Origin of the sequence: Paenibacillus kobensis NBRC 15729, assembly GCF_004000825.1 — a bacterium.
In the GTDB taxonomy this organism is placed as follows: Bacteria; Bacillota; Bacilli; order Paenibacillales; family Paenibacillaceae; genus Paenibacillus_T; species Paenibacillus_T kobensis.
On sequence record NZ_BILZ01000045.1, the window covers coordinates 26,333 to 50,275 of the forward strand.

The following is a 23,943-nucleotide window of genomic DNA, read 5'->3' on the forward strand; positions in this document are numbered from 1 at the left end:
CCTTACTTCGGCCCTATCACGGACAAACCCGCCTGCAAGGGCGGGTCAGCCTTCTCTCTGTCTACTGTCTACTTTCTACTGCCCTGAGCGGAGAATAAGTCCCGCTGCGCCGACGACGCCTGCATCGTTACCAAGCACAGCTGGTACGATCTCCACTTCCTTCGCGATCACTTCAGGCGTATACTTGCGGAACTCCTCACGAATTTGCTCGAACAGGAATTCGCCTGCTTTGGACACGCCGCCGCCGACGATGAACCGCTTCGGATTCAATACGACTGCTACCGATGCCATCGACTTGCCAAGATAGTAAGCCGCACGGTTCACGATACGGGATGCAACTTCGTCTCCCGCCTTCGCCGCGTCGAATACTTCCTTCGCCATGATTTGCTCTGCAAGCGACAGCGTCGTGCGGTCGCCGCGTTCTACCGCGTCTTTCGCCATCTTAATGATGCCCGTTGCCGACGATACCGTCTCCAGGCAGCCCATCTTGCCGCATCCGCACTGAATCGCTTCAAGATCCGGCACGATCTGCATATGTCCGAGTTCGCCGGCCATGCCGCTCCAGCCCTCGTAAATTTTACCATTTATGATGATGCCGCCGCCGACGCCCGTTCCCAGCGTGTAGCATACGCAGTGGTCTACACCTTTGCCCGCGCCTGCCCATGCTTCGCCCAGCGCCGCTACGTTAGCGTCGTTGTTGATAAGCACTTTCTTGTCGAGCTGCTGCTCCAAGTATGCCTTCAAATGGACATCGCGCAGTCCAAGATTTACGGATAATTCCACAATGCCGTTCGGGATATCCAAGAAGCCGGCGATTCCGACACCCACTCCCGCGACTTGTTCCCATTCGTAGGCCGATTGCTCTACGATTCGTTTGGCGTAATCCGCAATATTGCGAAGGATCGTTTCCGTTCCCTTGTCGACTTCAGTCGGTCCTTCGTACGTATGGAGCAGATCGCCTACCGAGTTGCAGATGCCTACCTTAATGGCAGTTCCCCCGATATCGACTCCAACGTAGATTTGCTCAGACATCACTTGGCCACCTCGTTCACAAAGTTAAACTTCTCTGTTACCAACTATAAGCGAATGCCCCTGATAGGTCAAGGCGCTCAAAACTGGAACAAACGGGCGCGGTAGCAGCAAGGAAGCGCTTTCCCGCCCTCCGTCTCCTCCATTCGCAAGTCTATCGTTCCCTGTCGAATGACGCCGCTTTCACCCCTCTGTAAGGGAGTGCAGCACATACAAGCTTTGCCCGTTCCTGTCGATTGGACAGACCGTGTTCGGAAACTCAATTCGTCCAACGTTACCTCAGAATCGCTGTTTATGCTCGGCGCATCGCCCGCCGTTGCATTTCATACAACCGCAGGCTAGTCCGTTCGGTACATTACAAAAAACTCCCGCCAGCCGTCTTGCCGGTTCGCCTAACAGCGAATCCGGCAAGACGTTTAGCGGGAGCTATCATTATTGCCGTTACAGAGAGACGCTCCAGTCTTGCGTCACATGTCCATCGAGAAACTTCTCCGCGTCCAGCGCAGCCATACAGCCGCTGCCCGCAGCTGTAATCGCCTGACGGTACTTGTTATCCTGTACGTCGCCGCAAGCGAACACGCCCGGTACGTTCGTCTCCGTCGTTCCGGGCTTTACCTTGATGTAGCCGTGCTCGTCGGTATCGATCTGGCCGCCGAGGAAGCCGGTGTTCGGCGTATGGCCGATGGCGACGAAAACGCCGCTCGTCTCGAGCAATTCATCTTCGCCCGTCTCGTTATTGCGTACTTTCAGCGCCGTAACGCCCATGCCGCTCGCAACAACCTCGACCGGAGTCTTATTCAGGCTCCAACGAATTTTGTCGTTCTCCCGCGCGCGATCCTGCATAATCTTCGATGCGCGCAGCTCATCCCGCCGATGAACGAGCTCAACTTCCGACGCGAAGCGAGTTAAGAAATTCGCTTCCTCCATGGCGGAGTCGCCTCCGCCAACGACGACAATTTTTTTGCCGCGGAAGAAGAAGCCGTCGCATGTCGCGCATGTGCTCACACCGCGTCCGACATTGTCCTTCTCGCCTGGAATGCCAAGATATCTTGCCGATGCGCCAGTCGATATAATGAGTGTCTCGGCGACAAGCTCGCCATGTCCTTCAACCTGCAGCTTGAACGGACGCTGGGACATGTCGACGCTGTTCACCCAGCCCGTACGGAACTCGGCGCCGAACCGCTCGGCTTGCTTGCGCATATTCGCCATCAGATCCGGTCCCATAATGCCTTCAGGAAATCCAGGGAAGTTCTCCACTTCCGTTGTTGTCGTCAATTGTCCGCCCGGCTCCGGTCCTTCGATAACGAGCGGCTTCATGTTCGCCCGCGCCAGATAGATCGCCGCCGTCAATCCCGACGGACCGGTTCCGATAATAATCGATTTGTACATATTAACCTCCTGATCGGCTGCTTCGCTTTCGCTTCTATCCGCTGCTGCCATGGCTGCATACAATTCGGTACTGCAGCATTGGAACGGTTCTTCACTTGTAGGATACCCGCTCCGGAGCGGCATCAATCACCGTTGCCGTCTACCGGCTGCAATCGCAGCATCTCGTTGGCAGAGCGCATTTTTTCCCTTAGGCCGCATACTTCGTCGATCCGCCGCGCATGCTTGCTCACCGTTGCAGCGGACGCACCATAACGCCCTGCAACCTCTTCGAACGAGATCGACCGGCTGTGCATCTTCGCAGTCCAATATTCGAGCGCTGCCGCCCACCCTTCCGTTTTGCCGAGCTTCGGCACGTCAGGGTAAATACGGGATAAGAATTCGATCCACAGCGTCAGCAGATCGTGCTGCTGCACGAGATCGTAACGCGGACGCATCTGCCCCAGTGCTACGTCGACCACGTTCTGCCAGCTGTCCTCCCAGGCGGGAAGTCTCGTCGGAATTCGACTTGGTTCTACAAGCGTCTCTTCTCCGCTGAACATCGCTTCAATCGATTTCGTCTCGCCCAGTGAACGAAGCACGATCAGCGCGATTCGTTTCAGATCATCTTCTTCGTCCGGCTCCCTCAAGAAAGCTTGCAGAGCCTCGCGCACCTCTTCATCGCCGATAATGCCGAACGCTTGAATGACTTGCAACTTCGTCTGGCGGTCGCCATGCCGCAGCGCCCAGAAGAACGACGAGCGCACGAGCGGATCCCGCTTGAACTTCTCCGGAATCGCTTCGCCGGGAAGCCTCTCCCACAGCTTAATCTGCTCTTCGAAAGGGAGATGGTAATGATAGCTGATCGGAGCAGGTTGTTGTTCGCTCGCCCTTACTTCTGCCAAGTAATCAAGATAATACGGCGCAACTTCCGAGTTAGGCTCCAAGCTGCGGCACTGCTGCCACAACCGCTCCGCTTCGCTGTACCGCTTCGTCTGGCAAGCCGCTACCGCCGCGTAATGATACAAGCTGCCATCGTTCATGCCGCCCGTACGGATTAATCGGACGAATTGGCGGTATGCCCCTTCATGCTCGCCGAGAATGCCGAGCGTCGTCGCTAGTTTGAAAGAATGCTCCTGATGGAAAGGGAACGTCTTGCGCAATTGCTCAAGCAGGCGGGAGAGCCGCTCCCGCTCGCCCATATGCTGATAGAATATCGCAAGATTGCAGAGCGCATGAAGATTGCCTTCGTCCAGCTCCAGCACCTTCAGAATCGTCTCCATCGCCTTATCGAACTGGCCCATATAATAATAGGCAAGCGCAAGATTATTACGGGCAGACGAAAAATCCGGATACCGTTCTACGATATCCTCGAGCAACTTGACCGCTTGTGCGAACTTGCCTTCCTCCAGCAGTTCTCTCGCCCGGTCATGCTCCCGCATGCCTCCGAGCGACTTCACATTCGCCTGCTTCGTCGGCCTCGCCAGCTCGAACGTCAGCAGCTCCATCATCTCTTCCGCTTCGTCGATGTAGTGACCCTCGTCGTCTTCTTCCAAATAATGAACGAGCGAATCTTCCGCCGCCTCGTACATTTCCATATTCGCATAGTTGTTCGCCATGTAGAAATGGCACTCCGTCATCGACGGGTCAAGTTCGTCCACGATCCACTTCAAAATTTTGTTCGATTCCTCGTAATTGCCGAGTTCCGACAAAATTCCCGCCATATTGCAATGGTTCACTGGGTTTTCCGGCTCGTACTGTGCCGCACGCCGAAAATTTTTCAGTGCCTTGTCGTAATGATAGCGATCCAACGAACGAACGGCCCGCTCGAAGAAGTACGTCGCGTCCCATTGGATGGGGATGATCTTGGCCGGCCTGCCCGAAACCGCTCGCTCCTTCTTATTCATTGTGCAAGGCACCTCCCGTTATCGTCTAATGTTGTCACGATTATATCACAGCGCCGCCCATCGTTACAGGTTGGAAAAAGCGGAAAAATCGCGGGCGCATGAATGCAGCCCGCGATTTTTCGCTTGTTGCTGGCTTAAACGCCAGCGTTCTTGAAGAGCGTACTGATCGATCCGCCCTGCATGATGATCCGAGTAGCATCAGCCAGCATCGGAGCAACGGACAGAACCGAGTAACGCGCCGGACGGATATCCGGAAGCGCGATCGAGTCGGTTACGACAACTTCTTTAATATTCGGGTGATCCAAACGCTGCAGGGCGTTGCCGGAGAACAGCGGGTGCGTTGCGCAGACGTAGACGTCCTCTGCTCCGCGTTCCTTCAAGCCTTCGACAACATTGACGATCGTGCTTCCGGTATCGATCAAGTCTTCGATGATGATCGGCGTCTTGCCCTCAACATCGCCAATGACGTGCGTAATGACGGACTCATTGTGTGCCGGACGCTTCTTGATCATCATAGCGAACGGGCAATCCAGATAGTTCGCCAGCATTTCTGCCGTCGATGCGCGGCCTGCATCAGGCGATACGACGATTGGATTGCTGATGCTCTTGTTCTTCAAGTAATCGCTGATCAAATCGAGTGCCGTTAGATGGTCAACCGGGATGTTGAAGAAGCCTTGAATTGCCGGTGCGTGCAGATCGATCGTTACGACGCGGTTAGCGCCGACGGTCGTCAGTACGTCTGCGACCATTTTCGCCGAAATCGGCTCGCGCGGTGCTGCTTTCCGTTCTTGGCGAGCGTAGCCGTAATGCGGCATAATGACGTTGATCGTCCGGGCGGAAGCCCGCTTCGCTGCATCGATCATAATCAACAACTCAACGAAGTGATCGTTGATTGGATGCGATAGAGACTGCACGAGGAAGACGTCGCAGTTCCGGATCCCTTCTTCGTAGTTGACGTAGATCTCGCCGCCTTTGAACCGAGAAAGCTTGATGGCGCCGAGCTTGAGCCCCAGCTCCTCAGCAATCCTCTCGGCTAATTTCGGGTTAGATGAACCCGAAAAAATACGCAACTTGTCGCTTAACATGATACCCTCCTGAGCGTTTGAACCACATTAGTTTTACTTTAGACTGCCTGTTCGACAGTAATCATTATACATCGATTAACGAATAATTCAAAAATCGATCATTGTCCTTTTTCGGCGCTCAAACGTCGCCAGCTGCGAAAAACCTGCTTCTTTCAGTTGTTCACGCGCTTGTTCCAAGTATTGAGCCAATCTAGCGGGCTGATGGGCATCCGAACCGACCGTAATTGGAATGCCGAGTAGTTGGGCGTAACGGAGCATTCGCGGTCCCGGGAACATCTCCTTGCAATCGTGCCGAAGTCCCGATGCATTCAGCTCGATCGCGATGCCAGCGTCCCTTACAGCCTCGAGTGCGGCATTCTCCAGATGCGTCACATCTCCGCCGGGCTTGAAGCCGAACCGTTTGATGACGTCGATATGGCCGATGTAATCGTAGAGCCCCGTCTTCGCCGCCTTAATGACCGCATCGTAATACTGCTCGTACACCGCCATCGGATCTTTGCCTTCCCAACCTTGCGTCTGCCGGAAATCGGTAATATCCCACGTCCCGAGAAAATGAACCGAGCCGATCACGTAATCCCACGGATAAGCTTGAATGATTGCTTCGATTTTCTCCTCGGAGCCTTCGATATAATCGCCTTCCAAGCCGACGCGGACGTCGATCTGCCCCTTGTACTTCTCCTTCAGTGCGAAAGCTTCCTCGACATAGCGCGGCAGTTCGTCCATCGGCATCGCCATCTCGGGATAGTAGGTCGCCGGGTCAACGTGCAGCAGCGGCATATGGTCGGACACGCCAAGCTGTGCAAGACCAATCGCGATGCCCTGCTGAATGTACTCCTCCAGCTTGCCTACGGCATGGCCGCAGCGCTCATGGTGCGTGTGGTAATCGATTAGCATGGGCTTGTTACCTCCAGGCATTTGGTTCCTGCCAATTATCGTTACGGACGAGACGTCCTTAACGATTCATTTTATTCGTCGTCGGCTTGTTATGGCGCTTTCCGAGCTCTGCCATCACTTCGTCCAGCGATATGCCGCGCTCGCGCAGCAGCACCATCAAGTGGAACAGCAGGTCGCTCGTCTCGCTGCGCAGCTCGTCGTTGTCGCCGTTCTTCGCTGCGATGATCACTTCGATCGATTCTTCGCCGAATTTTTTTAATATTTTATCGAGACCCTTCTCGAACAAATACGTCGTGTATGCGCCCTCCGGACGTTCCGCATAACGCTTGGACACGATGGCTTCCAGCTCGTTCAACATGCGGAAACGGTCGCCGTTATTGCCGTCTTCCGTTGGTGCCGCTTCTTCCACGATCGGATTAAAAAAGCACGAATAACGGCCGGTATGGCATGCCGCACCGTTCTGATCGACGCGCACCAGCAGCGCATCCGCATCGCAATCGTAGTGGATGGAGCGGATCGGCTGCGTATGGCCGCTCGTTGCGCCCTTGTGCCATAGCTCGCTGCGCGAGCGGCTCCAGAACCACGTCTCGCCGCTCTCGATTGACAGCTTCAGCGATTCTGCATTCATATAGGCGAACATAACGACTTCCTTGCTGACCGCATCCTGCACGATAGCGCCGACAAGTCCGTCCTTATCCCATTTGATCTTCTGCTGCAGCTCTTCGAACGATACGGACGGCTCGATTACGTTGTCGCTCATCGTACTTCTACCCCTTTGCGTTTCAGATCGTCCTTCACTTCTTGAATCGTCATTTCTTTGTAGTGGAAAATGGTTGCCGCCAGACCCGCGTCCGCTTTGCCTTCCGTGAACACATCATGGAAGTGCTCCACTCGTCCTGCGCCGCCCGAAGCGATGACTGGAATGCTCACCAGCTCCGACACTGCACGCGTCAACTTCACATCGAAGCCGTCCTTCGTACCGTCAGCATCCATGCTCGTCAGCAGCAACTCGCCCGCGCCGCGGCGCTCTGCTTCGCGTGCCCACTCAAGCGCACGAATGCCCGTACCATTACGGCCGCCGTGCGTGAAGATTTCCCACTCGCCCCATTCCGGGTTGAACTTCGCGTCGATCGCAACGACGATGCATTGCGAGCCGAACTTGCGCGCTCCATCCGAAATCAACTGAGGATTACGTATCGCGGCCGTATTGATTCCGATCTTGTCCGCGCCTGCACGGAGCAGCCGCTTCATGTCGTCGACGTGCGAGATGCCGCCTCCAACGGTGAATGGAATCGTAATTTCACCTGCCGTACGTTTGACGACCTCAACCATCGTCGCCCGGCCTTCGACCGAAGCCGAGATGTCGAGGAACACGAGTTCGTCCGCTCCTTCGCGGTCGTACGTCGCGGCCAGCTCAACGGGATCGCCGGCATCGCGCAGGTTCACGAAGTTCACGCCCTTTACGACGCGGCCGTCTTTGACGTCGAGACATGGAATAATTCTTTTGGCCAACATACCGATCTCTCCCTCCCTATAGGATTAATATTTGATGCTGCAAATGATATGGGCTGCTTATTATTATTGTTGTTGCTTGGTCAGTCCTAGGAAGCCTTCGAGAAGCCGCATGCCAAGATCGCCGCTTTTCTCCGGATGGAACTGCATGCCGTACACGTTGCCGCGTCCGACGATCGCCGTAACCGGCTGATAATAATCCACCGATGCAAGCAGGTCGCTTGGAAGTTCCGGCTTAACGTGAAAGGAGTGTACGAAGTATACATGCCCTTCCTCCAACCCTTCGAACAGCGGAGAAGATTGGAGGAACGACAGCTTGTTCCAGCCCATGTGCGGCACTTTGTAGTCGCCTTGGAACCGGACGACGCTGCCCGGCAGCAGTCCTAGGCCGGTATGCGCGCCGTACTCCTCGCTCTCGCTGAACAGCAGCTGCATGCCGAGGCAGATGCCGAGCATCGGCTTGCCCGACGCTGCATACTGCTTCGTTACGGAGTCAAGGCCGGTCTCACGAAGATTGTCCATCGCATCGCCGAAAGCGCCGACGCCTGGCAGGATCGCTGCATCTGCTGCGAGAATCTCCGCTGCATCGCTCGTGACGACCGTCTCGTAGCCGAGTCGTTCGACCGCTTTGCTGACGCTGTGCAGATTGCCCATGCCATAATCGATAATCGCGATCACGGATTACAGCACTCCTTTCGTCGACGGCACTCCTTGTACGCGTGGATCGATGATCGATGCTTCATCAAGGGCGCGACCGAGAGCTTTAAAGACCGCTTCGATCATGTGGTGCGTATTCTTGCCGTAGTGTACGATGACGTGAAGCGTAATGCGCGCTTCGAGCGCCAGCTTCCAGAGGAACTCTTCAACAAGCTCCGTGGAGAAGCTGCCGACTTGCTGGGAAGGATACTCTGCACGATATTCAAAATGCGGACGGTTGCTCAAGTCGATGACAACTTGCGCAAGCGCCTCATCCATTGGCACGAATACGCTGGCATAGCGCTTGATGCCGCGTTTGTCGCCCAGCGCCGTTGCAAGAGCCTGGCCGAGGCAGATACCAATGTCTTCAACCGTGTGGTGATCGTCGATATCCACGTCGCCTTGAGCATCGACCGTCAGGTCGAATTGGCCGTGTTTCGCGAACAGGTCGAGCATATGATTCAGGAACGGAACGTCCGTTTCGAGGTTTACTTTGCCCGATCCATCGACGCCGAACGCCAGCTTGATGTCGGTTTCATTCGTTTTGCGCGCCACTTCAGCCGCGCGCACTGCATTTTGCACATTGTCCGCCATAGGAAGCCCTCTTTTCAATATATATAGTGTTTAGTTCGTTTGCCTGTCGTGCGCCGTAGTGCCTTATCCGCTCCGAGCACGGGGCATTCAATCAGCATATCTGCAGTATGCATACTTGGTGCCTCAACCCGCTACGAGCACGGATCGTTCTTCCGATCGCTGTTGTCACCAGATTGTTTCTGATCTTGTAAAGCCCCATGCGGGTACAATCCGGTGACAAAGGCGACCGCTCCGCTTCTCCAGAACGATTCCGTCCCCTCCGCTGACGATTGAGCGATCCACCGCCTCAGGCCCAGTAACATTAGGCGCCATCAGCGCTTGCATCACTTTTTGTGTCACACCAGCCACAGACCGTGGCTACGTGTTAACGCCGCTTTAACGACACACTTTGTGTCGCTATCGCACTCCGTGCGGCCCGCACACCGCTTTATCGACACACTTTGTGTCGCTATCGCACTCCGTGCTGCCCGCACACCGCTTAATCGACACACTTTGTGTCGCTGATGCACTCCGGGCGGCCCGCACACCGCTTTAACGACACACTTAGTGTCGCTATCGCACTCCGGGTGGCCCGCATGCCGCTTTATCGACACACTTTGTGTCGCTATTGCACTCCGTGCGACCCGCACGCCGCTTTAACGACACATTTTGTGTCGCTGTTGCACTCCGTACGGCCCGCACGCTGCTTTAACGACACATTTTGTGTCGCTGTTGCACTCCGGGCGGCCCGCACACCGCTTTAACGACACACTTTGTGTCGCTGTTGCACTCCGTACGGCCCGCACGCCGCTTTAACGACACATTTTGTGTCGCTATTGCACTCCGGGCGGCCCGCACACCGCTTTAACGACACACTTTGTGGCGTTAGCGCACTTCGTGCGGTGTAAATCGCCCTTTTACTTGCGCCCTTCCTTCTCGAGGCGAACCTCGATAGCGCGGGCGTGGCCTTCCAGGCCTTCGTGGCGGGCGAGCGTCATGATTTTGTCGCCGTTCGCGAGCAGGGCTTCCTTGCTATAGTAGATCAGACTCGATTTCTTCAAAAAGTCGTCAACGTTGACCGGCGAGGAGAAACGAGCCGTTCCGTTTGTCGGCAGAATGTGGTTCGGACCTGCAAAATAATCACCGACCGGCTCCGAGCTGTACGGCCCAAGGAAGATCGCGCCAGCGTTCTCGATGCGCGCGAGCAGCGCCATTGGATCCGCCGTCAGCACTTCCAAGTGCTCCGGCGCCATCTTGTTAATGACGTCGATGCCCTCTTCCAGCGTGTCGACGACGAGCACCGCGCCATAGCTGTCAATCGAGCTGCGCGCGATCGCCTCGCGCGGCAGCAGCGCCAGCTGGCGCTCAACCTCGGCAGCAACCGCCTCGGCAAGCTGCTGCGACGGCGTGACGAGCACCGCCGACGCCATCTCATCGTGCTCCGCCTGCGACAGCAAGTCGGCAGCTACATAAGAAGCGTCCGCTGTATCGTCGGCCAGCACCGCAATTTCGCTCGGTCCGGCGATGCTGTCGATATCGACAACGCCGAACACGGCGCGCTTCGCCAGCGCGACATAGATGTTGCCCGGTCCCGTAATTTTATCGACCGGTGCAATCGAATCTGTACCGTACGCCAACGCCGCAACCGCCTGCGCGCCGCCGATCCGGTACATTTCCTTGACGCCCGCCTCAGCGGCCGCGACAAGGATGTACGGATTAATGCCTTCTTGACCGCCTGTCGCAGGCGGCGTCACCATGACGATCTCCGGCACGCCAGCTACTTGAGCCGGAATGACGTTCATCAGCACGGACGACGGGTAAGCAGCCTTGCCGCCCGGCACATAGACGCCGACGCGCTTCAGCGGGCGCAGCACCTGGCCGAGCAGAGTGCCGTCCGGCTGCATGTCGATCCATGAGGAACGCATTTGCTTCTCATGGAACTTGCGGACGTTATCCGCCGCTTCCCGGATCGCAACTAAGAAATCGGCGTCGATATGGTCGTACGCCGCTTGAATTTCCTGTTCCGTCACACGCAGTGACGATGCATCCAGCTTAACGCGGTCGAACTGCTCCGTATAACGAAGCAGCGCCGCATCTCCTTCCGTCCGGACCGCTTCCACGATCGTACGGGCCGCTTCATTTTGCTCCGGCGTGCCGTACTCGACCTGCCGGTCCAGCTTGAACTGCTCCGCTCGCATAATGCGCATTGATCCATCCCCCTATCTCTTCTGCCCGGCTTGCTACACTCTCGCCGCCAGCGTCGCTTGAAGCCGGTCGCACAGCTTCTGAATCTGATCGTTCTTCATTCTGTAGCTAACCCGGTTCGCAATCAGCCGGCTCGTAATGCCGAAGATCGATTCCATCTCGACAAGCCCGTTCTCCTTCAGCGTCTGCCCCGTTTCGACCATGTCGACAATACGGTCCGCAAGGCCAATGAGCGGTGCCAGCTCGATCGAGCCGTTCAGCTTGATGACTTCCACCTGCTGACCCAGCTCACGGAAGTATTGCGAAGCCACGTTCGGATACTTCGTTGCAACGCGCGGGTTAATGACCGGCTTCCAATCCGGCAGACCGATGACGGACATCCGGCACTTCGCAATGCCAAGGTCGAGCAGCTCATAGACATCTTTATTTTCCTCCATCAGCACGTCCTTGCCGACGATCCCGATGTCCGCTACTCCGTATTCGACGTATGTCGGTACGTCGACCGGCTTCGCCATAATGAACTCCATGCGGGCTTCCGGCACTTCGATAATCAGCTTGCGCGTATCGTCGAAATCGACCGGGATCGGCAGTCCCGCTTCACGGAACAGCTTCGACGCCTGCTTATAGATGCGCCCCTTGGGCATCGCTACTTTCAAAATCTCCTGCTGTCCGTTCACTTCGCTTGCTCCCCTTTCGATCCACCGATGAATGTGACAACGTCTGCGAAGCCTTCGCGGCATGCCTTCAATCCATCAGCATCACCCGCTTCTATACGCTCAGTTACAACAATCGCTCCCTGCGCACGCAAACGTTGTGCCTCAGCCAACGCCTCCGAGCGGCCCTTCGCATCATAGCCGATCAACACACGCTCCGGCTGCTCCTCTTCTTCGCCGTCGAGCAGTTCCAGAATCCGCGTCGTCTTAATCGCGAAGCCCGTTGCCGGTGCGGGGCGGCCGAATTGTGTCAACAAATTATCGTAGCGTCCGCCGCTCACGACCGGGAACCCAAGATCGGCCGCATAGCCCTCGAACGTCATCCCTGTATAATAGGAGAAATCTCCGATCATCGTCAGGTCGATCAGCACATGATCGCATACGCCGTACGCCTTCAGCACATCCCAAATCTCGCACAAATGGCGGATTGCCGACTTCGCCGTCGCGTCCTCACTCAGCTGCATCGCCTGATCGCAAATCTCTTGTCCGCCGCGCAAGCGAAGAATACCTTCCAGCTCCCGCTGTACAGGCTCCGTCAACGACAAGCTGCGCAATTGCTCGCGATAGCCGACATAGTCACGGCCAAGCAGGAACGCCTTGAGCGACTCTTGTGCCTCCGGTTGACCCGGCAGCGCCTCCTCGAACAGGCCGTTCAAGAAGCCGACATGCCCGATCGCGATTTTGAACCGCTCTACTCCTGCCGCCTTCAGCGAAGCAATCGCAAGCGCGACGACTTCCGCATCCGCTTCTGCCGACGGATCGCCTACAAGCTCAACGCCGGTCTGATAAAATTCCGCATCGCGTCCCGCTTCCTCTTCAATCGCACGGAACACATTCGCATGGTACGACAACCGCAGCGGGAACGGTGTTTCCTTCAACAACGACGAGACGACACGCGCGATCGGCGCCGTCATATCGGAACGAAGTACAAGCGTTGTACCGCGGTTGTTCAGCAGCTTGAACAGCTTCTGATCCGACGTCGAGCTTGCAACTCCGACCGTATCGTAAAATTCCATCGTCGGCGTCACGATCTGCTCGTAGCCCCAGCGGCTCATGCAATCGAGCGCCTGACGTTCTACCTTCCGCATCTTCGCTACCGCATGCGGCAAATAATCTTTAACCCCGATCGGTTTTTCGAACACCTTCGGTTTCGACATACGATCACACCTTCTTATCTATTGTTCACGACGGCACCGGAAGTAACCGCGTGTGATTGTTAGGACAAGCAATTCTTTCGTGCTGCTTTAATGCATTAAAGCGATACCATGTTACCATACTACCAAAAGAAAGATTAGTCGTAAGTTTACCATGGCAAGCCGAGGTCAGTCAAGGGATGAACCCCCTTCCCGCGCGGCTTCATATCCAATACAAAAGGCCAGCCCATTAAGGCTGACCTTTATCTTTCTCGAAATCATCATCCTGAATGGCGAACACCATTTTGGTTCCCTGATTCTGCGCCAGCCGTCACGCTTTTTCTGCGGAATTTCGCCGGTACTTGACCGAACAGCAGCCATGACCATCCCGTCACCCTGAAAGCGAGGAACAATACGAGCAGCGATCCCGCCAGCGCCGTGATGAAGATGCCCGCTACCCATGCGATGTATTGGTACGGCATGCCCGGCAGCGGAACAAGCTCACGGTACGCGAGCAGAAATACCGGATGGATCAAATAGATGCCGAATGACAAGCCTCCAAGATCATTCATCCGATTTTCCAGCGTCCGGCTCTTCAGTCTTCGAATCCAGCCGCTAATCTGGAGCAGCACAGGAATCGTCAACAGCGTATAGGCTTCATAGCCGAACTCGAATGCTTCGGACGGATACGTATGATCCCCGGTCCGATACCGATGCCACACCGTTACGAAGATGACGGCTGAAGCCGCCCATAGAAGCCATAGCACGGTACGCCGCACCGGCATCCGCTTGTTAATCCACGCGTTCATTCGCTCATAATTAAGCGCCGCATACACACCTAACAGGAACGTCCCCGCATACGTCAGCGCCACGCTGCCCTTCGACGGGACATGCAGCCAATACCGGTTCGCATAATAAAATCCCGCCTGAATCGCGATGCCCAGCACAACAAGCCACAATCCGCGATTACGCACCTTCTGAAGCACATAAAGCAGCAACGGAAAGACAAGATACAGTTGAACCGTAATAATAATATAGTACAAATGCGTATAGGCGTTGCCGGTCAACAGGTAATGCCAATATTTATCCAGAACAGGAAGCGTTTCCACACTGCCGCCAGCCCGTATCACGTACAATTGTTTAATCCCCAAATACAAGAGCGAGATAAACGCATAGGGCACGAGAATATAGAGCAGCCTCTTCCGGTAAAAAGTGCCCAGCGACCGCAGTCCAATCTTCTGATCGCTGTAGTTGTACAGCAGCACGAATCCCGATAAGAAAATAAATGCCGGTACGCAGAACAATGCGAGCACGTTGAGCGTATTGAATAATCCGAATAGCGAAGACTCATTCAACGCTGCGACAGCCGACGAGGTGGAGTGAACGGTAAGAACCCCCAACATCGCAATTCCGCGCATCACGTTCAATTCATGGACGACAGGTTTCCGGTTAGACAAGATGATGAACCTTCTTTCAGGCGCAAATTGAGGTGAAACATGCCAAACGCAAACGCTGCCTTCATTCTAATCCCGTAATGATGATTGCGGTTCATTGCCGCTGCTTTCTGTCTTCCGCAGCATCTGCATTGGATTGCCGCCTACGAAAGCACCGGCTGGAACGTCCTTATGGACGACGGATCCGGCTGCCACGACTGCCCCGTCGCCGATCGTAATCCCTGGAAGTATCGTCGTATTGGCACCGACGAGCACGTTATTGCCGATCTTGACCGTTCCAATTCGATACTCGCCAATCAAATATTCATGCGTCAGTATGGTCGTATTATAGCCGATAATGCTGTTGTCGCCAATCTCTATTCTTTCGGGAAAGAAAACGTCGACCATTACCATTAAGGCGAAAGCCGTCTCCCGCCCGACCTTCATGCCGAGCACATTCCGGTAAATGGCATTCTTTAGCGGCAGCGAGGGGCAGTATCTTGTGAATTGGATTGCGATAAAATTGCGCACCGCCTTGAACCGGCTGACCGTTCGGTACATTTGCCACAGTGCGTTCGGCCCCTCCATCTTGAACCGCTCTACATTACGACCCATCAGACGTTCTCTCCTCAGACGAATTTGTACAGATCCCGCATATCGTGAATGATATGGCGAGCGCCGGCATCCCGAAGCATCTGCCCGCCCTTAAGCGACCATGCAACGCCGACGGAAATCACGCCAGCCGCGTTCGCCGATTCGATATCGACGGCGCTGTCGCCGATCATCATCGTCGTCGCAGGGTCCGCTCCCAGCTCCTCCAGCGCACGAAGCACCGGCTCTGGATGCGGCTTCGCATGCTGCACATCGTCGATTGTTACCTCAGTGCTTATGTACTCGCGCAAGCCAACGAACGTCAAGCCGCGCTCCGTCGTCATCCTGATTTTCGTCGTCACGACGCCGAGCTTAATGCCCTTCTCATGAAGCGTTCCGATAACCTCGTTCACATAAGGGAACGACCGGACATACTCGTCATGTACACGCAAGTTATGCTCCCGGTACTTCGCAAGAAGCTGAGTGACATCCTCCAAGCCGGAAAAATGCTGCAGTTGCTTCGTGAGCGGCTGGCCCATCAGCGGAATAATGTGCTCCGCTCCAAAGCCCGGCTCCACGATTCCATCCAGCGCATGAAGAAACGATTGGATAATGAGCTCATTCGTATCTAATATCGTGCCGTCCAGATCGAATAGCATCGTCGTTATTTTCCCCTGACCCGATAGCGGGTCTGTCTCGATATTTATGCCGCTATGCATCTTGTCCACTCCTCTTCCTTCTGCTTGCTGCGAAATCGGCTCCCCAGCCGGCCTCGAGGACCAGCCGGCGGAGCCGACAATGTACGCATTATATGCTTTCCCTCACAATCGGATTAGCCGTTCGCCAAATCCGTAGGGCTGTCCGTCTTCTTGCCCTGCTTCTGCGGTTTCGTCGAAACGACCGGATCCGAGTACCGGATCCAATACGAACCGGACAAGCGGCGTGTTACGACGACCACAACCGCAATCAGCAGCAGAATAACGCTGATCAATTGCGAGATACGGATGTTGCCCTCAAGCGGAGGCAGATAACCTGCAGTGAAGCCCATAGCCGTCATTGGCGACCACAGCGCATCCATGAAGTTCGCAATCCAATCTGCACCGCTGAAAGCGAGGCTGTCCGTACGAAGCCCTTCGATAAAGAAACGTCCAATAGCATACCAGATAAAGTACGCAGCCAACTGCTCGCCCGCGAGCAGAAACTTCTGGCGGCGAATGATGAAAAGGATGATAATGCCGACTACGTTCCACAGCGACTCATATAGAAACGTCGGATGATGGAATACGCCTTCGACGTTCATTTGATTGACGATCCAATTCGGCAAATGAAGCGTATCCCGCAAGAACGACTCTTCGACAGGGCCGCCGTACGCTTCCTGATTGACGAAGTTGCCCCAACGTCCGATCAATTGGCCCGCAATGAGCGACGGCGCGCAAATATCGGCGATGCGCAGAAAGCTGTAGCCTTTGTACCTGGCATAAATAAAGCCGCAGATAAATGCTCCGATCAATGCGCCATAGATCGCGATACCGCCTTCCCAGACAGCGAAAATCGAGAGCGGATCGTTCTTATACTCGTTCCATTTGAAAGCGACGAAATACAATCTCGCGACGATAACAGCCGACGGGACGCCGAACAGCAGCAAGTCCATGAAGAAGTCCGGCGAAATTCCGAACCGCTTGCCTTCCTGGATTGCCAGCAGCAAGCCGGCAAGCGCCGCCAAGCCGAGTATAATGCCATACCAATGAATCGTAATGAAGCCAAGATCCAAAGCAATTGGATTTAGCAGAAGCGTGTGCACGTTGGGCATAGTAACGCCGATTCTCCTTTACGATTGTTTCCGATTTGATTGATTCTCGTTTTGTATTGCACAATCCTGTTGGCCGTACGGCTTATTCATAGTCGTCCATGTCGTCAGCAATAGTCTCTGTCAGCTTGTTCGTAAATTGAAGAGCCGCGTTGTAACCCATCCGTTTCAAGCGGTAGTTCATCGCCGCTACCTCAATAATGACCGCTAAGTTGCGGCCAGGCCGTACCGGAACGGTGACGAGCGTAACATCTGTATCGATAATACGCGTCGTTTCCTCATCGAGTCCAAGCCGGTCATACTGCTTCTCAGGCTGCCAGTTCTCCAGCTTAATGACAAGACCGATCCGTTTATTGTTGCGGACCGCCCCCGCCCCGAACAGCGTCATGGCATTGATGATGCCTAGACCGCGAATTTCGAGCAGGTGCCGGATCAGCTCAGGAGCGGAGCCATGAAGCTGACCGTCCGACGTTTGACGGATCTCGACTGCATCGTCGGCGACAAGCCGATGGCCGCGCTTGACGAGTTCCAGTGCCGTTTCACTTTTACCGATGCCGCTTCCGCCTGTAATCAACATGCCGATTCCGTACACATCGACAAGTACACCGTGGATCGTCGCGGTCGGCGCCAGCTTTCTCTCCAGGAAGTTCGTTACCCGGCTTTGCAGAATCGTTGTTGCCATTCCGCTTCGCAGCAGCGGAATGTTCGCGACCTTCGCCTGCTCGACCAACTCGGCTGGCGGTTCCATGCCGCGCGTAATGATGATGCATGGCGACTCCTCATTGCACAGCCGCTCTAGACGCTCTACACGAGCCTCAGAGCTAAGCGTCTGCAAGAACGTAAGCTCCGTCTTGCCCAGAATCTGTACACGCTCACGCGGATGATAGTGAAAATAGCCGGCCATTTCCAATCCAGGCCGATATAAATCGTCTGTCGTTATCGTACGGCGAAGCCCGTCCTCGCCGGACAATATTTCAAGTTGGAACGTTTGAACCAGTTCCGACACTTTTACTTTCTTGGCCATCCTTAAGCTGCCCCCTCGCCGTTTTTTCCATTGTCTTCATCGTAAATGAAAAAAGGACCAAACGCAACGTTTGGCCCTTTTCTTTGGATAGAAGTCTTACTTCTTGTTTTTTATCCCTTATCGTATCGGTACCCGAACCGATTCATTCACATAACCGGGATATTGGTCTAGTTCGAAGGTCAACGGCTGTTTATAGTCATGTTTGGGAATGACGTAAGTAGTAATCTGTTCATCCGGTCCGTCTTGTGACTGATGCGTCTCTGACGTCACAAGGGCCGATTCCGTAAATGAATAGGATTTCCCGGAGCCGTCTGTGAATGGCTTGGATTGATTAAATAGATAATACATATAAGTTCCTTCTGCCTCGCTTAAGTTGCTCACCTCGAATACGATTTTAATACTATTACCGTCAATGTCAGGCTCGATCTGCTTCAACTTGAGCCGCTGGTCTGGCGTCTCGAGCGTAAGAAGCTTCTCCGTATCGACGACCAACTTCTTGCCGCGTTCGTTCTGCTGCGCCCCTTCCGCTACTAATGTAAGATGCTTCGGTTTTTCGAAATAGCTGCTGTAGAAATTTTCCTGAATTCCGTCCTCATCTATTGCTCCTAGACCATTGCTTGAAGTCCAGCGGCGGCCCTTCTCATCTTCAAGCGCAAGCCCTTTTAAAGAGTTGGTCTTCTTCGTATTTCCCGGCGCCCCTTGTATGAATACAGAAGCCTGCATTGGAGTAACGATCAACTTGTCTACCCTGTATAACTGACCGCCTATCTGAAATTCCTTATCGACGTTATATTCTTCTCTCATATCTTTATATAGGCTATGGTCGATATTGAATTCCACCTCGAACGCTTCACCTTCTGACTCCGCCTTGAACTTCACCCGATTCGGCAGCTCCGTTCCTTCCTGCAGGTAGATATCAAGCTTTTCGTATTTTGCCCCTATGGACTCGACGGTGTCTGCCCCCGTACTCCACGAATAATATCCGCCCGGCAGTTCTTCGCCGTTTACACCGCTAATGACCGTATTGTTTAACTGGCTTCCCTTCGTAATGCCTGTTCCTTCTAATGAATAGAACAACACGAGCCTCTGTCCATCCGTCATGATAAAAGGAATCGTCATCTTCTTCCCGTTATGCTCATCTGATACGCCCACAGGCTGCAGAAATTCGTTCTCAACCGCTAATCGCAGCGAGGAGTCCGTCGAAATCAAATCTACATACTTATGCAGAATCGGAATCTCCTCCAGCATTGCTGCGAAAGCCGGCGATACTCGCGTGAAGGCCGTCATAAGCAGGAAGATGCCCAGCAGCCCAGCAGCCATCCCGTATCCGTAACGCTTCCGAGCTTTCCTCCTGCCCATACGCCGCCCCTGCTTGAGCCCCTTGCGAATAGCCTCTTGCAGCGCAAGATCAGACGACGGGACAGCTGTCTCTTGAATCCTCACTATATCCCGTTCCCAAGATTCCGCCTCTATCGTATCGATAAGATCATTCCAATCCGTCGTCTTACCGCTTTCTCGATCGTTGACTCTTTTCATGGAATCCGCCCTCCTCCTTCCCGTCTTCATCCAGCTCGATTCGCAGCTTGACAAGCGCTTTATGCAAACGAGTCTTCACCGTACCCAACGGCTTCTCTAGCAGCATGGCTATATCCGACAACGTCAAATCCCGATAATACTTCAACACGACGACCATACGCTCTTGTTCATTCAACTGATCGAGAGCTTTCTCGATGACCATTCTGTCGGTCAGCATTCCAGCCGGGTCCATACCATAACTTTGGCTCTTAGCTGCCGTCCTGTCTCCTAACGGCAGCTCACGCTTTCTCTTCCGGCTAGAGTCCATGCAGATCCGTATCAATATTCGAACCAGCCAAGTACTGTAATAGCGCGGTTCACGAAGCGATCGACGTTTCTGCCAAGCCCGGCATACCGCCTCTTGCACCATCTCGAGCGCATCACCTTCACTTCGCATATAGGAGTAAGCGATCGCATACAGCTTTTCCTTCTCCATATCCGTCCGCCGCAGAAAAGCTTCCTCGTTCCCTCGGCTTGCCGCAAGCGCCAGCTCTAGTTCATCATTTTGCTCATCTATTGTTCCATAGCCATCTGTCGGCCGTTCATTCTGATCCGAATACCCCATGGTCTCTCCTGCTTCTCGGGCTGGTTTCTCCTGATCATCTGCCTCAGTCCAACCAACGTACCGCATGCTGTTCCTCTCCAACCTCTCACCCCTTGGTTGCTGACCCTATCTATTAGACTCGCAACATCGGCAAACGGTTTTGCTGCAGAACAAATAAAAAACAGTCCCTGAGCATCGGCTCAGAGACTGTTTCGTATCAATCGAGAATTAGTTCTCGAAAATGTTCAGTTCGGACTCTTTATCGAACAGATGAACTTTGTTCATGTCGAGTGCGAGTTTCACGTTCGTACCGTTCATAACGCCAGCGCGGCCGTCGATACGAGCGATAACGGTTTGCGTACCGATACCGTTGAGGTGGAGGTACATTTCGTGACCAAGGTTCTCAGCAACGTCAACGTGTGCCGTAACGATCGTGTCAGGGGATGCTTCCAGGAATACTGGCTCCTCATGCAGATCTTCCGGACGAACGCCGAGGATTACTTCTTTGTTCGCATAACCTTTTTCACGAAGCAGCTTAGCTTTGCCTTCAGGAACAGCTACGTCTACGCCGCTCGATTTGAAGCGCAGCGCGCCGCCTTGATCAGCCAGCGTACCAGCGATGAAGTTCATTGCTGGAGCGCCCATGAAGCCTGCTACGAACAGGTTCTTCGGATGGTTGTAAAGCACTTCTGGCGTATCCGTTTGTTGGATAATGCCGTCTTTCATAACAACGATACGGTCGCCCATCGTCATTGCTTCGATCTGGTCATGCGTTACGTAGATCGTAGTCGTTTCAAGACGTTTCGTCAGTTTGCTGATTTCTGCGCGCATTTGACCACGCAGTTTAGCATCCAAGTTGGAAAGTGGTTCGTCCATCAAGAATACTTGCGGCTCACGTACGATTGCACGGCCGAGAGCGACACGCTGACGTTGACCGCCGGACAATGCCTTCGGTTTACGGTCGAGCAGGTGCTCGATATCGAGAATTTTAGCGGCTTCACGAACGCGTTTGTCGATGTCCGCTTTTTTGAATTTGCGCAGTTTCAGACCGAACGCCATGTTTTGGTACACGTTCATGTGCGGGTACAGGGCGTAGGATTGGAATACCATCGCGATGTCGCGATCTTTAGGTGCTACGTCATTCACCAGACGGTCGCCGATGAACAGTTTGCCTTCGGAAATTTCTTCAAGGCCGGCAATCATCCGGAGCGTCGTCGATTTACCGCAACCCGATGGGCCGACGAGTACGAGGAATTCTTTGTCCTTAATGTCGAGATTGATATCTTTAACGGATGCGAGATCGGAACCCGGATACTTTTTGTACACATGCTCTAAGCGTACGCCTGCCATGAGTCATTTCCCCCTAAACAAAAGTAAATTCGTTATGAACCTATATTAACCTAGGAGAGTCGATATGACTATGCACATTCCCTACAAAAAAACTAAGCCCTTTTCGTGAATTTGTACAATAGCAAAATGATTTTCATCAGAACGGCATCCCGGAACACTCTTACATCAAGGCCTGTCTCCTGCTTTAGCTTGTCCAACCGGTATAGTAGAGTATTGCGGTGAATGAACAATTTCTTCGCTGTTTCGCTCACATTACAGTCTAAGGCAAAGAAAGTATCCAGTGTCGACAACGTCTCCGTCTCCATGAAGACGTCCGCTCTTCCAAGCGCTTGCTCCACATAACGATATCTGACAACCTCTGGAATATTGGCCAGCAGCCTCTCCAGATGCATATTCCATGGCAAATGAATATTCGCTCCCAATTCGAATATCCGACCTAGCTCGATCGTTTCCCGCAGCAGTGTGACCGACTGTACAACCGACTTTACCGGCTTCATCGGACGCCCCACAGCAAGATGGCATTCACCAATCCATTCGCTTGCCAGCATCTCCTGAAGTCCCGAACCGATCGAAGCCAAGCTTTCCTCAAGCGTCTCCGCTTGCTCATCCCGGTCTTCCAGCGTATCACGGACGAGCGCTAATGGTGCGAGTACCAGCCATTCCTGGCCTTTGAGCGGAATGACGATAACATCCTCATCCAGGAACGAATCAAGCAGCTTCTGCAGTTCTCCGAATGCAGAAGCTTCGGCAGTCTGCTCCGTCTCCAGCAAGAACGGAATCATCTCCGCATAGAGTCTCCCGTCCTGCGACAGACTACTCGGCAGAGGCTCCGAACCTCCCGCTAATGACTGCTTGACGATCCATTCTCCAATCGCACGGGCACTGCGTTCTGCCTCGGATCCTCCATCAGCATCATGAATTTCTTCGGCTTGCTTCAAAGCATAACGAGCGACAGACCATGCGATCAAGGCTTTTTCCGTTTCATTCAGATTGCCCCGTCCGACGTTCAGCATCTGTATCGTTCCATCATCAACCGCGGTGATAATAGCCAATGATTCCGACTGATCCTCAACAACCGTTCCTGCCTCAAGCCCCGCCATTGCGGGATGATCCGAGAGGAGTAGCTCCTCGACACGGACTGGACAGTTCAAAATGTGCTGCAGTTGTTCCCAATCTGACATGCTCATTCTTTATCCCCTATCCTGTTCGCCAATCCTATATATATGACTTATGAAGTGACATTTTTTAAGTCATTGTATCATACAATTCGGCTGCTTTCAGCTTTCTTTAGCTCTTAAGAACCTGTCGTCACTAATAGCAGGATAGATAACAAGCAGAATACAGCTGCAATCAAATAGAGGAACGACACCGTTTGGATTTGATTAAGCCCCCATCTCATCAGCACATGGTGGGAATGCAGCTTATCCGCCTGATGCAGACCTTTGCCGGTCAGCATTCTCCGCAGCATAACGATTACCGTATCTATGATCGGGACACCCAACGCAAGCAGCGGAACAATCATCGTTAAGAAGGTCGCACTCTTGAATGCACCGTCTACCGCAATGACAGCTAGCGAGTACCCGATGAAGGTTGCTCCAGCATCACCCATGAATATGCGGGCGGGATGAAAGTTGAACGCCAAGAAACCGATACATGCTCCTCCTAATATAATGGCCAGCAGCGCAGTATCCGGCTGCCCTTTAATTAATGCCGTAACGAACAGCGTAAATGAAGACAGCGTCGAAATGCCGGAGGCAAGCCCGTCCACTCCATCGATGAAGTTGATCATATTGATTAAAGCAAATACCCATATAATTGTACTTCCCCATGCCAACCATTCCGGAAAAATAACCATGCCGCCCAATCCAAGGTTCGATATCCCTTCAATTCGAATTCCGAACAAAAGCGGCATTGTCGCTACTCCTAAGTAAACGATAACACGCGGAGCTACGGGAAAATCCTGACCTTGCGTCTTCGCATAATCGTCAACAAGTCCAATCGCGACAAGCACAAGTCCGCCAGCCACAATAGCAAGGCTAAGTCGGGCTGTACCGACGAACAATAATAGCGGGACTATTGTCGCCAAATAAATCGCAGCTCCCCCCATAAGCGGGATCGGATTTCGATGAATCTTGCGGTTATTCGGCCGATCAACAAAACCGGTTTTCATAGCAATCGTTCGAAAAATCGGGACAAGTACGAACATGAAAGCGAAACTAATAAGCGATGCCGCCAAGTAGAACATTTGAAGCACTCCTTTATCATTGCCGCAGCTCTTGTTGGATCGTCTTCATTGTTCCCTTCATTTTCCGTTTTCACTCGAACAAATCGATTATTATCGACATTATTTGCTAAGGTTTTTATCGTATATATACAAAAAAACCGCAGACATTGTCTGCGGTGATCATTTGTAAAATGGTGAGCCATGTAGGACTCGAACCTACGACACCCTGATTAAAAGTCAGGTGCTCTACCAACTGAGCTAATGGCTCTTGCTGTAAAAGAAA

Annotated in this window: 22 protein-coding genes and 1 tRNA gene; all 23 read right to left on the reverse strand. The window is 53.6% G+C overall.

Annotated elements, in window-relative coordinates; genetic code table 11:
- Positions 1–75: 75 nt before the first annotated feature.
- Positions 76–1,032 carry an ROK family glucokinase gene (locus tag PKO01S_RS21245; protein ID WP_127533446.1) on the reverse strand — a complete coding sequence of 319 codons (957 nt, stop codon included), beginning with the start codon at positions 1,030–1,032 and terminating at the stop codon, positions 76–78.
- Between the two features lie 438 nt (positions 1,033–1,470).
- On the reverse strand, positions 1,471–2,418 hold the full coding sequence (trxB, locus tag PKO01S_RS21250) for a thioredoxin-disulfide reductase (RefSeq protein ID WP_127533447.1): 948 nt from the start codon (positions 2,416–2,418) through the stop codon (positions 1,471–1,473).
- Positions 2,419–2,540: 122 nt separating this feature from the next.
- A complete protein-coding gene (locus tag PKO01S_RS21255) occupies positions 2,541–4,301 on the reverse strand; it encodes a tetratricopeptide repeat protein (RefSeq protein WP_127533448.1) in 1,761 nt (586 codons plus the stop codon).
- 134 nt (positions 4,302–4,435) lie between these two features.
- Positions 4,436–5,386: a ribose-phosphate diphosphokinase gene (locus PKO01S_RS21260; protein WP_127533449.1), complete on the reverse strand. Its 951-nt coding sequence runs from the start codon at positions 5,384–5,386 to the stop codon at positions 4,436–4,438.
- A gap of 87 nt (positions 5,387–5,473) precedes the next feature.
- Entirely contained in the window at positions 5,474–6,280 is an 807-nt protein-coding gene (hisJ, locus tag PKO01S_RS21265) for a histidinol-phosphatase HisJ (RefSeq protein WP_127533450.1), read from the reverse strand.
- Positions 6,281–6,338: 58 nt separating this feature from the next.
- The gene (gene hisIE / locus PKO01S_RS21270; RefSeq protein WP_127533451.1) at positions 6,339–7,040 is read right to left on the reverse strand and encodes a bifunctional phosphoribosyl-AMP cyclohydrolase/phosphoribosyl-ATP diphosphatase HisIE; all 702 of its coding nucleotides are present in this window, start codon (positions 7,038–7,040) and stop codon (positions 6,339–6,341) included.
- On the reverse strand, positions 7,037–7,795 hold the full coding sequence (hisF, locus tag PKO01S_RS21275; RefSeq protein WP_127533452.1) for an imidazole glycerol phosphate synthase subunit HisF: 759 nt from the start codon (positions 7,793–7,795) through the stop codon (positions 7,037–7,039). Before hisF ends, hisIE begins: the two co-directional genes overlap by 4 nt.
- 63 nt (positions 7,796–7,858) lie before the next feature.
- Entirely contained in the window at positions 7,859–8,470 is a 612-nt protein-coding gene (hisH, locus tag PKO01S_RS21280; protein WP_127533453.1) for an imidazole glycerol phosphate synthase subunit HisH, read from the reverse strand.
- A 3-nt stretch (positions 8,471–8,473) separates the two neighbouring features.
- Complete coding sequence (gene hisB / locus PKO01S_RS21285) at positions 8,474–9,082, reverse strand: imidazoleglycerol-phosphate dehydratase HisB (RefSeq protein WP_127533454.1); 609 nt, start codon at positions 9,080–9,082, stop codon at positions 8,474–8,476.
- Positions 9,083–9,978: 896 nt separating this feature from the next.
- Positions 9,979–11,268: a histidinol dehydrogenase gene (gene hisD / locus PKO01S_RS21290; protein WP_127533455.1), complete on the reverse strand. Its 1,290-nt coding sequence runs from the start codon at positions 11,266–11,268 to the stop codon at positions 9,979–9,981.
- Between the two features lie 33 nt (positions 11,269–11,301).
- Complete coding sequence (hisG, locus tag PKO01S_RS21295; protein ID WP_218031496.1) at positions 11,302–11,910, reverse strand: ATP phosphoribosyltransferase; 609 nt, start codon at positions 11,908–11,910, stop codon at positions 11,302–11,304.
- A 29-nt stretch (positions 11,911–11,939) separates the two neighbouring features.
- Positions 11,940–13,136, reverse strand: coding sequence for an ATP phosphoribosyltransferase regulatory subunit (locus PKO01S_RS21300; protein ID WP_127533457.1), 1,197 nt, complete (start codon positions 13,134–13,136; stop codon positions 11,940–11,942).
- A gap of 257 nt (positions 13,137–13,393) precedes the next feature.
- Positions 13,394–14,569 carry an acyltransferase gene (locus PKO01S_RS21305; protein WP_127533458.1) on the reverse strand — a complete coding sequence of 392 codons (1,176 nt, stop codon included), beginning with the start codon at positions 14,567–14,569 and terminating at the stop codon, positions 13,394–13,396.
- A 66-nt stretch (positions 14,570–14,635) separates the two neighbouring features.
- Positions 14,636–15,160 (reverse strand): acyltransferase, encoded by a 525-nt coding sequence (locus tag PKO01S_RS21310; protein WP_127533459.1) that lies wholly within the window; start codon positions 15,158–15,160, stop codon positions 14,636–14,638.
- 14 nt (positions 15,161–15,174) lie between these two features.
- Positions 15,175–15,855 (reverse strand): pyrophosphatase PpaX, encoded by a 681-nt coding sequence (gene ppaX, locus PKO01S_RS21315; RefSeq protein WP_127533460.1) that lies wholly within the window; start codon positions 15,853–15,855, stop codon positions 15,175–15,177.
- Between the two features lie 113 nt (positions 15,856–15,968).
- Complete coding sequence (lgt, locus tag PKO01S_RS21320) at positions 15,969–16,946, reverse strand: prolipoprotein diacylglyceryl transferase (protein WP_127533461.1); 978 nt, start codon at positions 16,944–16,946, stop codon at positions 15,969–15,971.
- Between the two features lie 82 nt (positions 16,947–17,028).
- Positions 17,029–17,967: an HPr(Ser) kinase/phosphatase gene (hprK, locus tag PKO01S_RS21325; RefSeq protein WP_127533462.1), complete on the reverse strand. Its 939-nt coding sequence runs from the start codon at positions 17,965–17,967 to the stop codon at positions 17,029–17,031.
- A gap of 117 nt (positions 17,968–18,084) precedes the next feature.
- Positions 18,085–19,503 carry a DUF4179 domain-containing protein gene (locus PKO01S_RS21330; protein ID WP_164779702.1) on the reverse strand — a complete coding sequence of 473 codons (1,419 nt, stop codon included), beginning with the start codon at positions 19,501–19,503 and terminating at the stop codon, positions 18,085–18,087.
- Positions 19,472–20,173: a sigma-70 family RNA polymerase sigma factor gene (locus tag PKO01S_RS21335; protein WP_246070671.1), complete on the reverse strand. Its 702-nt coding sequence runs from the start codon at positions 20,171–20,173 to the stop codon at positions 19,472–19,474. The genes PKO01S_RS21330 and PKO01S_RS21335 overlap by 32 nt, the downstream gene beginning before the upstream one ends.
- 141 nt (positions 20,174–20,314) lie before the next feature.
- On the reverse strand, positions 20,315–21,436 hold the full coding sequence (locus PKO01S_RS21340; protein ID WP_127533464.1) for an ABC transporter ATP-binding protein: 1,122 nt from the start codon (positions 21,434–21,436) through the stop codon (positions 20,315–20,317).
- Positions 21,437–21,528: 92 nt separating this feature from the next.
- Positions 21,529–22,623, reverse strand: coding sequence for a PucR family transcriptional regulator (locus tag PKO01S_RS21345; protein WP_246070672.1), 1,095 nt, complete (start codon positions 22,621–22,623; stop codon positions 21,529–21,531).
- A gap of 107 nt (positions 22,624–22,730) precedes the next feature.
- The gene (locus PKO01S_RS21350) at positions 22,731–23,681 is read right to left on the reverse strand and encodes an MraY family glycosyltransferase (RefSeq protein ID WP_127533465.1); all 951 of its coding nucleotides are present in this window, start codon (positions 23,679–23,681) and stop codon (positions 22,731–22,733) included.
- Positions 23,682–23,852: 171 nt separating this feature from the next.
- A tRNA-Lys gene (locus PKO01S_RS21355) sits at positions 23,853–23,928 on the reverse strand.
- Between the last annotated feature and the right edge of the window lie 15 nt (positions 23,929–23,943).

Coding starts and splice junctions, on each gene's coding strand:
- PKO01S_RS21245 (WP_127533446.1), bottom strand. CDS start 1,032: ATGTCTGAGCAAATCTACGTTGGAGTCGATATCGGGGGAACTGCCATT.
- trxB (WP_127533447.1), bottom strand. CDS start 2,418: ATGTACAAATCGATTATTATCGGAACCGGTCCGTCGGGATTGACGGCG.
- PKO01S_RS21255 (WP_127533448.1), bottom strand. CDS start 4,301: ATGAATAAGAAGGAGCGAGCGGTTTCGGGCAGGCCGGCCAAGATCATC.
- PKO01S_RS21260 (WP_127533449.1), bottom strand. CDS start 5,386: ATGTTAAGCGACAAGTTGCGTATTTTTTCGGGTTCATCTAACCCGAAA.
- hisJ (WP_127533450.1), bottom strand. CDS start 6,280: ATGCTAATCGATTACCACACGCACCATGAGCGCTGCGGCCATGCCGTA.
- hisIE (WP_127533451.1), bottom strand. CDS start 7,040: ATGAGCGACAACGTAATCGAGCCGTCCGTATCGTTCGAAGAGCTGCAG.
- hisF (WP_127533452.1), bottom strand. CDS start 7,795: ATGTTGGCCAAAAGAATTATTCCATGTCTCGACGTCAAAGACGGCCGC.
- hisB (WP_127533454.1), bottom strand. CDS start 9,082: ATGGCGGACAATGTGCAAAATGCAGTGCGCGCGGCTGAAGTGGCGCGC.
- hisD (WP_127533455.1), bottom strand. CDS start 11,268: ATGCGCATTATGCGAGCGGAGCAGTTCAAGCTGGACCGGCAGGTCGAG.
- hisG (WP_218031496.1), bottom strand. CDS start 11,910: ATGCCCAAGGGGCGCATCTATAAGCAGGCGTCGAAGCTGTTCCGTGAA.
- PKO01S_RS21300 (WP_127533457.1), bottom strand. CDS start 13,136: ATGTCGAAACCGAAGGTGTTCGAAAAACCGATCGGGGTTAAAGATTAT.
- PKO01S_RS21310 (WP_127533459.1), bottom strand. CDS start 15,160: ATGGGTCGTAATGTAGAGCGGTTCAAGATGGAGGGGCCGAACGCACTG.
- ppaX (WP_127533460.1), bottom strand. CDS start 15,855: ATGCATAGCGGCATAAATATCGAGACAGACCCGCTATCGGGTCAGGGG.
- lgt (WP_127533461.1), bottom strand. CDS start 16,946: ATGCCCAACGTGCACACGCTTCTGCTAAATCCAATTGCTTTGGATCTT.
- hprK (WP_127533462.1), bottom strand. CDS start 17,967: ATGGCCAAGAAAGTAAAAGTGTCGGAACTGGTTCAAACGTTCCAACTT.
- PKO01S_RS21330 (WP_164779702.1), bottom strand. CDS start 19,503: ATGAAAAGAGTCAACGATCGAGAAAGCGGTAAGACGACGGATTGGAAT.
- PKO01S_RS21335 (WP_246070671.1), bottom strand. CDS start 20,173: ATGCGGTACGTTGGTTGGACTGAGGCAGATGATCAGGAGAAACCAGCC.
- PKO01S_RS21340 (WP_127533464.1), bottom strand. CDS start 21,436: ATGGCAGGCGTACGCTTAGAGCATGTGTACAAAAAGTATCCGGGTTCC.
- PKO01S_RS21345 (WP_246070672.1), bottom strand. CDS start 22,623: ATGAGCATGTCAGATTGGGAACAACTGCAGCACATTTTGAACTGTCCA.
- PKO01S_RS21350 (WP_127533465.1), bottom strand. CDS start 23,681: ATGTTCTACTTGGCGGCATCGCTTATTAGTTTCGCTTTCATGTTCGTA.